Raw genomic sequence first — 13,756 nt, forward strand, 5'->3', positions numbered from 1 at the left:
AGGAGTTGGAATTTTATCCGCAGGAAGGATACCAATAAAGAGAGGCGACAAAGCATGAGTACCCAAATGCAGGAAAGTCTGCTCGAATTAATTACCCAAACGTCCACCAATTTACCTCCTGATGTACGACGGGCAATAAAAAAAGCACAGCTTCAGGAGGAAATTGGAACTCGGGCAAGTATTGCGATCGACACGATTGTAGACAATATTGTATCTGCGGAAGAAGACGTACAACCTATCTGTCAGGATACTGGTATGCCTACTTTTATTGTTCATTGTCCTGTTGGTTTTAATCAGTTACGTATGACTGAAGATATTCGGGCGGCTGTAGAGGAAGCAACAAAACTTGGCAAATTACGTCCTAATTCGGTCGATCCGTTAACAGGAAAAAACTCCGGTAACAACCTTGGCGCTGGTACTCCGGTCATCCACTATCACCAGTGGGAGCGCGATGAGGTGGAAGTCCGCCTGATTTTAAAAGGCGGTGGCTGTGAAAATAAAAACATTCAATACGCACTTCCGGTGGAATTGCCAGGTCTCGGACGAGCTGGTAGAGATTTGGAAGGCATCCGTAAATGTATTTTGCACGCTGTCTATCAGGCGCAAGGACAAGGGTGCAGCGCTGGCTTTATTGGCGTAGGAATTGGTGGAGATCGGACAACAGGGTATGAATTGGCTAAGGAGCAGTTATTCAGGCCGCTGGATGATGTCAATCCAAATCCCACCCTTGCCGAATTGGAACAATACATTATGGATAACGCGAATCACCTGGAAATTGGCACTATGGGATTTGGCGGTAAAGTGACATTGCTTGGCTGTAAAATTGGTGTCATGAATCGTATTCCAGCTTCTTTCTATGTTTCCGTGGCTTATAACTGCTGGGCCTTTCGCCGCCTGGGTGTTGTCCTTGACGCCACAAGCGGTGAGATACGTTCTTGGCTTTATCGAGACAAGGAAGAAAAAATGGAGCGCCCAACAGGCGGATTTTCCACCGATCAGGCCATCGTCTTAAAAGCGCCCATTTCTGAAGAACAAATCCGTTCTTTAAAAGTGGGAGATGTTGTGCTGATTGAAGGAGAAATTCATACAGGACGAGACGAACTGCACAAATATTTGATGAAGCATGATTCACCAGTATCCTTGCAAGGCGGTATAATTTATCACTGTGGTCCAGTTATGATGAAGGACGATGCGGGAGAATGGCATGTGACTGCTGCTGGTCCCACAACATCCTCTCGTGAAGAACCTTACCAAGCAGATATTATTGAAAAATTTGGTTTGCGTGCTGTGATTGGTAAAGGTGGCATGGGCGCTAAAACGTTGGCTGGTTTGCAGAAATCGGGGGCTGTTTACTTAAACGCAATAGGCGGTGCGGCCCAATTTTACGCTCGATGCGTGAACAAAGTAAACGGTGTGGACTTTCTTGATGAATTTGGCGTTCCAGAAGCGATGTGGCATCTGGAAGTGAAAGGATTTCCAGCCATAGTGACTATGGATGCGCACGGCAATTCATTACACAAAGATGTGGATGAAGCCTCCTTATTAAAATTGGGGGATTTAAAAGATCCTGTCTTTGCGTAAGTGAAGTCAGCAGGAAAGGCAGATGAGTTTAATGAGTCGACATGCTCGTGTAGCGGCGACGTTTGCAGGATTTTGTTTTCTTTACAGTTTTTATCTGTACTTTGAAAAATATCAGTGGGATGCGGGGCAGATGAATCATTATATTTTTCCCGTGTTCTATTTAAGCAGTCCAAGTACATTTGAATTTCTTATCAATCTTTGGACTTGTGTCACATTAATTGTTTGGATTTGGTTTGGCGTGGCTTGGGCTCGAAGTGTGCCCTCCAGTCGAAAAAAAATACAAACAGAAGAAGAAGTTTGAGATGAATCAAGCGGGATCGTTCAAAAATGAATCCCGCTTTTTTCATACACTGTGTGAAATCGCATACATTGAGCTGGTGAGGAGTTTTGTAGACAAGTTCCAAGCATGGAGAAGAAAGGGGAAATCGAGAATGAGTACAGAAGAAAAATTATTCTCTCGAGCAGCTCTAGGTGACAACAAGGTAGATGTCAGCCAATATGCACCACCACGGTTTGAAACCCTTGAGGAAGAGCGTCTCTATCGTAAACAGCGATTAGCTGCGGCATTTCGTCTATTTTCTCGATTTGGTTTTGACGAAGGTGTAGCAGGACATATTACTGTACGCGATCCAGAACATACAGATTGCTTTTGGGTCAATCCGTTTGGCATGCATTTTGGACAAATTCGAGTTTCAGATCTGATTTTAGTCGGTCATGATGGGAAAGTGTTAGAAGGCAATCGGCCCGTTAACGCTGCTGCCTTTGCCATCCATTCGCAAGTTCATCAAGCTCGTCCTGATGTAGTTGCAGCCGCTCACGCGCATTCTATCTACGGCAAAACTTGGTCTTCACTCGGTCGTCTACTGGACCCCATTACGCAAGACGCTTGTGCTTTTTATGACGATCACGTTCTATTCGACGACTATACGGGTGTTGTTTATGATGTGGAAGAAGGACGGAGAATTGGTCAGGCTCTTGGTAAGAAAAAAGCAGCCATCCTGCGCAATCATGGATTGCTTACCGTTGGTGGCTCTGTGGATGAGGCAGCATGGTGGTTTATTACCATGGAACGTTCCTGCCAGGCGCAGCTGCTCGCTGAGGCGGTAGGAAAGCCTACGCAAATTGAACCAGAGTATGCTCGGAAAACGAGCCAGCAAGTAGGTTCGGCACTCGCTGGCTGGTTCTCCTTTCAACCGCTTTATGCGCGGATTGTGCGTGAGCAGCCTGATTTGCTGGAGTAGTGATCAAGCGGATCGAGCAAATTTCTTTTTCGCTAGTAAAATTATTTCCCAATAGGGAATAAAATCTTCTTTTCGCAGTTGCCAAAGCGCGCGTTGCGACGTTCCCGTGACGCGCGCAAACCAAAAGCAATAAGCCACAAAACCAAAAAAGTAGGCACAGGTAGAGGCTAGTGCTGCGCCAACCATGCCAAAAAAGTGTACGAGTGGAACGCAACAAGCCAGATTGATGATAACAGCTAAACCGTTCATCCAAATTGCTGTTTTGGGCTGGCCGAGCGAATTGGTAGCATATTGCAATAAAATATTGCTTGCTGCTTTAAAAATGAGTCCAGGCAAAAGAATCCAGAAGGGCAGGATGGCTTTTAAGTATGCACCATGATGGCCAAGCAGCATAAAGAGAAAAGGAAAAGCTAATGCAATGATAAATGCAAAACCGGTTGAAGTAATCAGACTTTGCCGTGAAGCTTTGGTTGTCACTGAGATGGCATCATCATGAGCTGCGCCGGTCATTCTTGCAAAGACGACGGAAACGATGGATTGTGAGAGTGTATTCAGCACTTCGGCAGCACCTACTGCCGTACCATAAATAGAAAAAATGGTTTTTCCGAGTGTACTCAGCACGTAAAAATAATCGACTCGATAGTTGAAATAATGCACTATATTGGAAATTGAAGACCACGACCCGTATGATACAGTTCCTCGCCATTCAACTTTTGAAAATCCTATGCCGAGCGCTTTTTTCCAACTTCCGACTCTTTGCGCGACACGATGATATGCGGCTGTTAAAGACAGTATCACTGCAAAGACCCAAGAGGCACTCCAAATACAGTAGCTGTAAAATAATCGATCGGCTTCGCGTCCTGGATGTATGGCCAGCAAGACAAGATAGACGAGTAAAAACACAAGCGGTTGGGCTAGGTTGGAGCGATTCAACCAAGTAATATCGTGCAGAGCATTGAGAATTCGCGTTGCGTAGTTGAAAAGAAAGGCGAGTGGCATACAAATGACCATCCAGCCCCAGGCTTCGAGCAATATATGGTGGGTTACCAGCCACCATGTGAGAGGCGTTAAAACAATCCAAATGAAAATGGATGCCACGCACAAGATCAAATTCCCGGTCTGAATAATGTTTTCCGTGTCTTCTCCGCGTTTTGGCAGAGCATAGCCATACCAATTGGTGTAACCGCCAAGAAAGTTCTGGCTGCCATTGAGCAACACCTGGCTGAATTGGAGCTGACCCCTATCGGCTACCCCGAGAAATCGACCTGTGGCAATAATGGTCAGAAAACTGATTGCAGATGATAGACCTCGGTAAATAAAAGAAAAAAATGTGGCTTTACGATTGTTCAAGAAAGGGTCACTCCATCAGTCTTTGCCCCTAGACGGCATCGACAGATTTTTGCATACGTTCAATCTGGCCTACAGTGTAACACAGCTATGGCCCAGGATTGTGTGTCGAATTCGCGGAAATTCTTGAAAATGTGATAATCTGCTTGAAGAGCGCCATTCTTGGTCAGTTTGGAAAAGACAGGGCAGGAGGGCATGTATGCGAGTAGTGGAGTGGATTGAGCGAAAACGGCGCGGGGGACATTTGTCTGGAGAGGAAATTACTCAATTGATTCGAGGGTATGTAGCAGGTGATATTCCAGATTATCAAATGAGTGCCCTGCTTATGGCCATTGTTTTTCAGGGAATGGATGAACAAGAAATCACCTCTTTGACATTGGCTATGGCTGACTCTGGAGATCGACTCACGTATCCCAAAAATCTGGGTTTTCTTGTGGATAAGCATAGTACGGGTGGAGTGGGCGATAAAACATCTATTGCACTCATGCCTTGGCTTGCTGCCATGGGTGTACCGATTGCCAAAATGTCAGGACGCGGACTGGGCCATACGGGGGGGACGATTGACAAGCTGGAGTCGATTCCGGGATTTCGTACAGAGTTGAACCAAGCGGAATTTGTACAGCAGGTAGAGGCTATAGGCATTGCTCTAGCTGGTCAAAGTGGTAATCTAGCACCGGCTGATAAAATGCTCTATGCTTTGCGTGATGTAACCGGTACGGTTGCCAGTTTGCCGCTGATTGCGTCTTCCATCATGAGCAAAAAATTAGCGAGTGGAGCAGACGGGATTGTCCTTGATGTCAAAGTAGGCGAGGGCGCTTTTATGCAGAATGAGGCGGATGCACAGGTGTTGGCTCGTCAGATGGTGCAAATAGGGACGCAGTCAGGAAAAAAAGTAGTAGCCCTTTTATCCCGTATGGATGAACCTCTTGGCTATGCAGTTGGCAATGCACTTGAAGTCAAAGAAGCGATAGACACTTTAAGAGGTTGCGGGCCGGACGATTTTACAGAACTTTGTTATGCACTTGGAATTGAGATGATGTTACTGGCAGGGTTGACGAAAAGTCCGAGTGAGGCGCGGCATAAAATGAAGGAAGCCATTGAGAATGGTCAGGCTTTAGAGAAGATGCGTCAGTGGATTGACGCACAGGGAGGCATTGGCGATGTCGTGATCGAACCAGAAAAGATATTGCCGAGGGCTCCGTTTGTGCTTACAGTTCATGCTCCGCAATCAGGAACAATCGAGAAAATTCACGCATTGGCTGCTGGCGAAATCGCGATGCGTCTTGGTGCTGGAAGAGCTACCAAAACGGATAAAATTGATGTACGTACGGGTCTGGTATTTTTACACAAAGTTGGTGCAGAACTTCAAGCTGATCAACCGCTCGTGGAAATTCATGCTCGTTCTGAGCAGGAAGCGTTGGCTGTGCAGAACGATGTCTTGCATCTCTTTGAGTGGGGAAATCACACCTCCAAAATCCCACCTTCGATTGTGATTGGGCGAGTTGTGGCAGAGGTGGAAGATGTGGATACGCAGCTTTTAGCAACTGCTCAACAAGCCATGAAGCAAGCGTACGTCCCTTATTCGCGGTTTCCAGTGGGTGCGGCCCTGAGGCTTGCCAGTGGGCGAATAATCAGCGGCTGCAATGTCGAAAATGCTTCCTATGGATTGACCAATTGCGCAGAGCGCAGCGCTATTTTTCGTTTTGTTTCCGAAATTGGAGTCGAGCACGATAGGATTGTAGCTATAGCTGTGGCAGGAGATACCGAAGAAGCGATTGCTCCTTGTGGAGCTTGCCGTCAAGTTATGGTGGAGTTCTGCTCTCCAGATACACCTGTTTATTTGAGCAATTTACAAGGAAAAAGAGTTCAGACCAGCGTAGGCGAATTGTTACCAGGATCTTTTGGTTCTTCACAATTACGCTCTCATTCGAGAGATTGTTAAAGGAGAAAAATTCATGCTTATCTCTCGGGATGCACATTTTACTGCAAACGATGAAAACACTGGTGATGAGACTAGAGCTTTGCCAGAAAGGGCAGAAATAGACAGCCGCTATAAGTGGAAACTGGAAGATTTATATGAGACAGATGAACTTTGGCAACAGGATGCGGCAAGACTGCAAGCGGAACTTCCAAAATTGTCAGCATACGCTGGTAAGTTAGGTCATTCAGCTGCCGATTTGCTTTGCGCCTTGCAATTGTCTGATCAAATCGAACAGAAGGCGAGTCGCCTTTATGCGTATGCGCATATGCGCGCCGATGAAGACAGCCGCAACAGCGTTTATCAAGCGCTTTCCGAGCAGGCGCTTTCTCTTATTGTGCAAGTTCAAAGTATATCGGCTTTTCTTGTCCCAGAATTGCTTGCTATACCTGCTGATGTTCTTGAACGTTTTTATACGGAAGAACCTGTTTTACAGATGTATCGTTTTGCCATCGAACAAATTACCCGACAAAAGCCACATGTACTGCCTGCCAATGAAGAGTTGTTGCTGGCTTACACTGAAGAAATGGCCGGATCGCCACGTAACATTTTTTCGATGTTTAACAATGCAGATTTGACGTTCGATCCGATTCAGGACGAATCAGGAAGAATATTGCAGGTGACGCACGGGCGATATTTGACATTATTGGAAAGCAGTAGCCGCGAAGTGCGTCGTCAAGCTTTTGAGTCGGTATATACTGCGTATGAAAAATATCAGAATACGCTTGCAGCAACCTATCAAGCCAGCGTTAAAAAAGACGTTTTCTACGCCAAAGTAAGGCATTATCCATCCGCTCGCGAAGCGGCACTATTTCCCGATAATGTGCCTGTTGCCGTGTATGACCGTCTGATTGAGGCGGTTCATGCTTCCATTCCTACTTTGTCCAAGTATCTGCGCTTGCGTCAATCAGTCCTTTCGCTCGATAAACTTCATATGTACGATCTCTATACACCGCTTGTAGCGGATGTGGAGTCGAAGATTTCGTATGAAGAGGCAGTCGAAACCGTCTTAGAATCCTTGCAGCCACTTGGTGAAGAATATGTTGCAGTAGCTCGCAAGGGTATATTTGAAGATGGTTGGGTAGACGTTTACGAAAATCGTGGTAAACGAAGCGGAGCCTATTCAACAGGTGCCTATCCGGCACATCCCTATATCTTGCTCAATCACACCGAGAATCGACATGGAATGTTTACACTGGCTCATGAGCTAGGCCATGCTATGCATACGTATTTCTCCTATCAAAATCAACCACATGTTTACGCGCATTACACCATTTTTGTTGCAGAAGTGGCTTCAACCTGCAATGAATCTCTTCTATTTCACCATCTGTTGAAGAAGACAAGCGACAACTTGCAACGAGCAGCTTTAATCAATCATCACTTGGAAACCATCCGCACTACGCTAGTTCGACAAACATTGTTTGCTGAGTTTGAAATGTTGGCTCATGCTCATGTCGAAGAGGGTGGGGCTTTAACAGCAGAGTGGTTAAAGCAGACCTATAAAAAATTGATTGAATTATATTTTGGAACCGTTTGTCATGTGGATGATCAGATAGCTATGGAATGGGCCAGAATTCCCCATTTCTACAATGCTTTCTACGTGTACAAGTACGCCACAGGTTTATCTGCAGCACTCGATTTGTCTGAACAGATTCTCAAAGAGAAGGAACCAGCAGTAGAGCGCTATTTGCAATTTCTTAAGAGTGGAGGTTCGGATGAACCGATTGCTCTGTTGCAGAAGGCGGGCGTAGATATGCTTTCACCGGAACCTGTTAAAAAGGCTTTACAACGGTTCGACACTCTGGTTGACGAGTTGGCTTCCACTCTAAATGTTGCCTTATAAGAGTTCATGTGCTTGATGAAAGTGCGCATAGGCCTGCCCATTGGCAGGTCTTTGCGCTACTGCAGATTAAGATAGCTAGACAGCTTTACTTCCAAAGGTTTGGCTGTCTGGTTTGTCTACATCATCGTATGTATTTGATTTTTCCTCTTGGACGATGATTAACCTTTCAGTGCAGAGACGCTATGAGGCAACGGTAATTGGACAATGACCGTAGTACCTTCGTTGGGTTTGGAATGAAATCGAATACATCCGTGATGGGCTTCTATCATTCTGCGACTTACCAAGAGTCCTAATCCTGTTCCCGTTTTTTTGGTGGTATAAAAAGCTTGACAAAGTTTGCTTACATCGGCAATACCACAGCCGTTGTCCCTTACTCTAATTTCTACATGGTTAGGATACTCTTCGACCGCAATGGTTACTTTACCACCTGATTTACAAGCTTGAACTGCGTTTTGGACAAGGTTAATTAAAACTTGTTTTAATTGACAGTTATCAGCCAGTGTATAAACAGGTGTTTCTGGCAATTCTTCCGTTAAATCAATATTTTTTAAAGTTGCTTCTGGTTTTAAAAATTCTTTTACCGATTGAACAATATCGTTGATATTTTCCATCGTGAAATGGGAGTCCTGTGGTTTGGTAAGACACATAAAATCTTTCAGTAGAAGTTGGACTCTGTCGAGTTCCTTAATGGTGATTTGTAAAAAATGTTGATCTTGCGGCGAGCCGGTACGCTGCATAAACAGTTGCAAGAAACCGCGTGCGGTTGTGAGGGGATTGCGTATCTCATGAGCAATCCCTGCTGCCAATGAGGAAAGTGTTGAAAGCTTCTCTAGTTCCTCAAGTTTTTGGTGCATTTTGACTTCTTCTTGATTGTCCATAAAAAGTGTCAATCGAAGGGTGGAAGCGGAGTCCAGAGAAGTCCAAACCCATTGATGGACGCGAAAATGGCTGCCTGAGCAACTCCACTTCGTTTCCTTGTTCCACGTTAGAGCAAATTTTTTCATTTGTGCGCGGATTTCAGGAAGAATAGCGCTAGGGTGATACTCGTAAATTAAGTCGTTGTCTTCGCTGTGCAAAAGTGCGTGTATATTGTATTGCGAGAAAAACAATGGCAGCCAGGACAAAGATTGCATTTCTTGCCAACGCGATTCATAAGCAGTTTGTATACCTGCGACTAAAAAGTCAGCTTGCCAACCCAAGGATTCTTCTCTAGAGTTGTCAGCTTTTAGACAGGCAAGGTAGCCAATTCGCAAGGATCGACTTTCTCCGACAGACAATTTGCGTATACATATCTGACCTGTCCATTTTGAAAAAGGTGAATGTCGTATTCCGTTATCTCTTCTGGACATATCTTCGAGCGTGCAGACAGGAATTTTTTCTCCTGGGTGGATGCCTTCTTTCCACAGCAACCATTGATATTTCGTCTCACCATGTATGTGAATCATTTTACCTGTATCGGAAATTAGACAGATGACAAGATCGGTTGGCCAATCTAGTTCCGGAAGATGCTTGAGGAAATCATGAAAGGCGTTTTTGAGCTTATTTTCTAACCAGTTTTGAATGGCTGGATTGGTTGGGTCAGTCTGTCGCTGTGTTTTTTGCGGGAAAAATTCGTCTGAAAGTGGAAAAAAGGAAGCACATTTTTCATTATGTATGATCTCGTTGATATTTTCAAAAGTAAGTAATTCTTTCAAGGTTTAGCCACCTTCAGTTCTTACAATTTGGAATATCTCTCCTTTTTTATTATCTGCGAGGTTATATCAGGTAGCAAGAGTCAATTTTATGATTTCCCCTGATTCGACAAAGGTTATCAAGATTCGAGTTGTTCTTTATGTGTCGGAAAAGCCGCACGTTTAAATTTTTGCGTGCGGCCATACTTTTTGACAAGCTAGTTGCGGATCATCTGGAGGTTCGCAACCACAGTTCTGATATGGTTTGTTGTTTTGTTTGGCATAAGCTTGGGTTGCTTCGTGAAGCCTTCGAAAAACTTGGAGCAAAGGTTCGTGAAGTACATCTAATCCTCGGGAAGTGACACCTCCCGGTACGGTGATGGAAGATTGAATCTCCTCCATGGTCATTCCCGAATGTAAAAGTTCTAATGTTCCTTCTACCGTAGCCAGCAAAGCTTCTCTGGCTTCATTCTCTGTGATGCGTCGTGTATTAGCTGCTGCTTTTGACCATGTAAGCAGAATTTCTGCAAAAAATGCAGGGCCACAAGAAGTTAAATCAGAGAAAATTCGAATTTGCGACTCTTGAATGAAAATCGGTTTGGCAATAGCAGCAAAAAGCGTTTGTAGTTGAGTAACCGACGAAGTATGACTGGGCGGAACAGATAGTAATATGGAACCTTTGTTCACATGCTGTGTCAGACTGGGGACACAGAGAAAAGGTGTTGCTTTGCAGTGTTTACCGAGTTCGGCTAAAGAGAAAGCTGTGCATGTCGTTCCTAAGAGTTGATGCTCTTGAAGCATGGGGGCTACTTGGGCCAGCAAATGGGGCAAATCTTTTTTTCCCACGCAAAGTAATACAACTTCACAGTTTTGGATCCAGTTTGACAAGTCGAGTTCAGCAGTAATATGCGGATATTGCCTGCTTAATTCGACTGCCTTGGCAGGTGTGCGATTATATACCCAAACTTGTTTCTCAACGGTTTGGGAGAAAGCTTTGGCAAGCATGCTTCCCATATTTCCGCAACCAATGACACCAATTCCCATCTAACATCCACCTCCCTCGTCCAATGGCAGCTTCTTGTAAAGTGTGACGGGGCATTTTGTTTCTGTTATGTATATCTATTCATAGGGATTTGTCCGCTTGCCCACGTTCAAAAAAAGAAGAAGCGGGTACTCCTGCTGTTGCCTGTTTGGCGGGAGTACCCTTACGTTGATCCTATTTTTTATTCATTGGGAGGCAATTTGCTTTTTAAAATATGTGGACGACCTTGAATGCGTGAAGTAGGTCTGCGAAAAAGGATTTCTGTTAAACCGCCTCGCCAACGCCAGGGAATAACAGGCCAGAAATAGGGAATGCCAAACGATTTGCGCGTGGCGAGAAAAATGAGCAGGGCAACACAACTTACAGCAAATCCAATTCCAGAAGCGTTAAACAGGTGCCCGATTTGTGTACAGGCAAGAATCCAGTAGCGCGACATTTGATTGGCTGTGGCCAACTCGTAAGAAGAGATGGCAAATTGGCATATGAGGACAATGGACATATAAACGAGTACTTCCGGATGAAGCATTTGGATTTTAGCCGCTAGAGATCCAAAAACGAGGGCCGCAATAATTGATACCATACTACTGATTTGAGTAGGGGCATTCATAACAGCCAAACGCAAAACATCAAGCGCTACTTCAGCAAGAATCAACTGCATCCAGAGGGGAAGCGGCAAGTTGTTGTCTGCAATAAAAAAATGAAAGATATGCGGCACGTGTCGAGGCGCGTAATTCACCCAGAGAAAAAGACCTGGCAGCATGATGCTGACCAAAACAGAAATGATGGACAGCCATCGCAAATAAGTTCCAACAACTGGATAACTATGGTATTCTTCTGGATTTTGCACCAATTGCCAGAAGGTGATGGGTGCAATAATGACCTCAGGACTAGTATCTACAATAATCACCACATGACCTTCAACCAGAGCTGTTGCCGCAACGTCAGGGCGCTCTGTATAGCGAACGCTCGGATAAGGATTCCATTTGGTGTCGATAATCATATCAGTCACAGCTTGTTCAGCCATGGTAATGGTTTCTGACTGAATGCTTTGCAACCGCTGACGAACGAGATCGACCATTTGGGGGTTGGATATATCCGCTAAATACATGAGTGTGACGTCAGTTTTGGAGCGAGTGCCAATTTGCATCAACTCCGTTCGCAAGGAAGGTTCCCGCAGGCGACGGCGAATCAGTGCAGTATTCTCCAGCATTGTTTCCACAAACGCGTCTCGAGGGCCACGAATAACACGCTCTACTTCTGATTCAGTAATACTGCGCATGGGATAAATACGAGTGTCAATCAGAAGAGCTTGATGATAGCCTTCAATAAATGTCACCAGAGGACCAGAAAGAATAAAGCGCACCGCATCTTGCATTTTATCCACCATCTGTACCTGCACAAAACCAACATGCTTGTTAAGATAGTGGCACAGTTCCTCTATATTGTGGATTTGCTCAGGGTGTTCATTCTGAAACATCAGCACGTGTTTCTCTAGTTCCTGCAAAATCAATACCATATTCATAGTGAGAAAATATCCGTTGAGGACATACGACATCATCTGTAAATTCCCATACCCAAACGGTTTAGCCATAATATCCCAACTATGTCCTGGACCTTGACCAATTCCCAACAGCTCGTTCAGATAGTCAACGTTTTCGTTCAAACGGCTGCTTATTTTAGGGGGATGAATGGTGGTTGTCATAAATGAGAGCAGCCTCCTTGTTTCCATATACCGTTTAGCTTTTTCTTAATAAAGAAAGCGTATTCATGACGATTTCGCGAATTTTTCCGTTGCTTGACGTTTTGCCTTTGGTACAATGGAGTGAGTGTGGAATTTAAACAAGGGGGTTCGATTTTGAAAAAAAAGACGGTCAAAGATATTTATTGGCCAGGAAAACGTGCGCTTGTTCGCGTGGATTTTAACGTGCCGATGGATGACTCAGGAAATGTAACAGACGATACGCGTATTCGAGCAGCATTGCCAACCTTGCAATATTTGTTACAAGAAAATGCCAAGGTTGTTGTAATGAGTCACTTGGGTCGACCAAAGGGGAATCGTGTTGAAAAGTACTCTTTACGTCCTGTAGCGCATACTTTGCAAAAATATCTTCCTAACGTTTTGGTGAATTTTGTCTCTGATTCTGTTGGTGAAGAGGTTGAAAATGCTGTACAACATATGGCGCCAGGCACCATTTTGTTGCTGGAGAATGTGCGTTTTTATGCGGGTGAGGAAAAAAATGACGAATCACTGGCCAGACAGCTTGCCTTGTTAGGAGATGTTTTTGTCAACGACGCTTTTGGTGCTGCACATCGTGCCCATGCCTCGACTGCTGGAGTAGCGCGTTTTTTGCCTACTGTTGCAGGTTTTCTTATGGAACGTGAGGTCGAGGTTTTGACACAAGCGCTAGAGTCGCCGGATCGACCTTTCCTTGCTATTATCGGCGGTGCTAAAGTCTCTGACAAAATTGCTGTTTTGGAAAACTTAATTCAAAAAGTAGATGCTCTTTTGATTGGCGGGGGAATGGCGAATACGTTCCTCGCAGTGCAAGGCCATGATATGGGCAACTCGCTGGTTGAAGAAAATGCCAGAGAGGTTGCGTTACGGCTACTTCAGCGGGCAGAGGAGTTAAAGAAACCTTTACTTTTGCCAAGTGATGTCGTAGCTGCCAAGGCTTTTGCAGCAGATGCTGAGTATGCTGTGAAGTCTGTAGGTGAATTACAGGCAGATGATATGGCGCTAGATATTGGCCCAGAGACTGTTAAACAGTATCAACAGGTGATTCAAACGGCAAAGACTGTGCTTTGGAATGGTCCTATGGGTGTTTTTGAAATGCCTGCGTTTGCCAAGGGTACTTTTGCAATTGCCGAATCGCTCGCTTCTGTATCTGGAACAACCATTGTAGGTGGTGGAGATTCCGTTGCTGCTGTTGAAGCAGCTGGTTTGGCGGACAGGATGTCGCATGTTTCCACCGGTGGAGGAGCTTCACTTGAATTTTTGGAAGGCAAAGTTCTACCCGGCGTTGCTATTATTGAAGATAAGCAGTCTTAACATTG

The 13,756-nt window shown here is 44.9% G+C and carries 10 protein-coding genes; 6 read left to right on the forward strand and 4 right to left on the reverse strand.

From position 1 onward, the window contains the following. Positions 1-54: 54 nt before the first annotated feature. The 3 genes from BUA75_RS11590 (at position 55) to BUA75_RS11600 (ending at position 2,822) form a co-directional block, all read left to right on the forward strand. On the forward strand, positions 55-1,581 hold the full coding sequence (locus BUA75_RS11590; protein ID WP_072874767.1) for a FumA C-terminus/TtdB family hydratase beta subunit: 1,527 nt from the start codon (positions 55-57) through the stop codon (positions 1,579-1,581). A gap of 22 nt (positions 1,582-1,603) precedes the next feature. After that, positions 1,604-1,882 (forward strand): hypothetical protein, encoded by a 279-nt coding sequence (locus BUA75_RS11595; RefSeq protein WP_072874768.1) that lies wholly within the window; start codon positions 1,604-1,606, stop codon positions 1,880-1,882. Positions 1,883-2,012: 130 nt separating this feature from the next. Continuing rightward, complete coding sequence (locus tag BUA75_RS11600) at positions 2,013-2,822, forward strand: class II aldolase/adducin family protein (protein ID WP_072874769.1); 810 nt, start codon at positions 2,013-2,015, stop codon at positions 2,820-2,822. A gap of 3 nt (positions 2,823-2,825) precedes the next feature. Here the strand turns inward: BUA75_RS11600 and BUA75_RS11605 are convergent, their stop codons facing one another. Next, positions 2,826-4,172: a lipopolysaccharide biosynthesis protein gene (locus BUA75_RS11605; protein ID WP_072874770.1), complete on the reverse strand. Its 1,347-nt coding sequence runs from the start codon at positions 4,170-4,172 to the stop codon at positions 2,826-2,828. 196 nt (positions 4,173-4,368) lie between these two features. Here BUA75_RS11605 and BUA75_RS11610 point away from each other — a divergent pair, with 196 nt between their 5' ends. After that, positions 4,369-6,111: a thymidine phosphorylase gene (locus tag BUA75_RS11610; RefSeq protein ID WP_072874771.1), complete on the forward strand. Its 1,743-nt coding sequence runs from the start codon at positions 4,369-4,371 to the stop codon at positions 6,109-6,111. Between the two features lie 13 nt (positions 6,112-6,124). Next, a complete protein-coding gene (gene pepF, locus BUA75_RS11615) occupies positions 6,125-7,990 on the forward strand; it encodes an oligoendopeptidase F (protein WP_072874772.1) in 1,866 nt (621 codons plus the stop codon). Positions 7,991-8,148: 158 nt separating this feature from the next. Here pepF and BUA75_RS15530 read toward each other — a convergent pair whose 3' ends face one another. From BUA75_RS15530 to BUA75_RS11630, 3 genes are all read right to left on the reverse strand, one after another. Next, positions 8,149-9,684 (reverse strand): ATP-binding protein, encoded by a 1,536-nt coding sequence (locus BUA75_RS15530; protein WP_083574312.1) that lies wholly within the window; start codon positions 9,682-9,684, stop codon positions 8,149-8,151. A gap of 159 nt (positions 9,685-9,843) precedes the next feature. Then, on the reverse strand, positions 9,844-10,704 hold the full coding sequence (locus tag BUA75_RS11625; protein WP_072874773.1) for a pyrroline-5-carboxylate reductase dimerization domain-containing protein: 861 nt from the start codon (positions 10,702-10,704) through the stop codon (positions 9,844-9,846). Between the two features lie 179 nt (positions 10,705-10,883). Beyond that, positions 10,884-12,404 (reverse strand): spore germination protein, encoded by a 1,521-nt coding sequence (locus tag BUA75_RS11630; RefSeq protein ID WP_072874774.1) that lies wholly within the window; start codon positions 12,402-12,404, stop codon positions 10,884-10,886. Positions 12,405-12,557: 153 nt separating this feature from the next. Between BUA75_RS11630 and BUA75_RS11635 the strand changes: the two genes are divergently transcribed. Continuing rightward, the gene (locus tag BUA75_RS11635; protein ID WP_072874775.1) at positions 12,558-13,751 is read left to right on the forward strand and encodes a phosphoglycerate kinase; all 1,194 of its coding nucleotides are present in this window, start codon (positions 12,558-12,560) and stop codon (positions 13,749-13,751) included. Positions 13,752-13,756: the final 5 nt, after the last annotated feature.

The organism is Alicyclobacillus tolerans (genome assembly GCF_900142255.1).
GTDB lineage: Bacteria > Bacillota > Bacilli > Alicyclobacillales > Alicyclobacillaceae > Alicyclobacillus_I > Alicyclobacillus_I tolerans.

Bases quoted from the DNA above. Each gene is read 5' to 3' on its own strand.
- BUA75_RS11590 (WP_072874767.1), top strand. From the start codon at position 55: ATGAGTACCCAAATGCAGGAAAGTCTGCTCGAATTAATTACCCAAACG.
- BUA75_RS11595 (WP_072874768.1), top strand. From the start codon at position 1,604: ATGAGTTTAATGAGTCGACATGCTCGTGTAGCGGCGACGTTTGCAGGA.
- BUA75_RS11600 (WP_072874769.1), top strand. From the start codon at position 2,013: ATGAGTACAGAAGAAAAATTATTCTCTCGAGCAGCTCTAGGTGACAAC.
- BUA75_RS11610 (WP_072874771.1), top strand. From the start codon at position 4,369: ATGCGAGTAGTGGAGTGGATTGAGCGAAAACGGCGCGGGGGACATTTG.
- pepF (WP_072874772.1), top strand. From the start codon at position 6,125: ATGCTTATCTCTCGGGATGCACATTTTACTGCAAACGATGAAAACACT.
- BUA75_RS11625 (WP_072874773.1), bottom strand. From the start codon at position 10,704: ATGGGAATTGGTGTCATTGGTTGCGGAAATATGGGAAGCATGCTTGCC.
- BUA75_RS11630 (WP_072874774.1), bottom strand. From the start codon at position 12,404: ATGACAACCACCATTCATCCCCCTAAAATAAGCAGCCGTTTGAACGAA.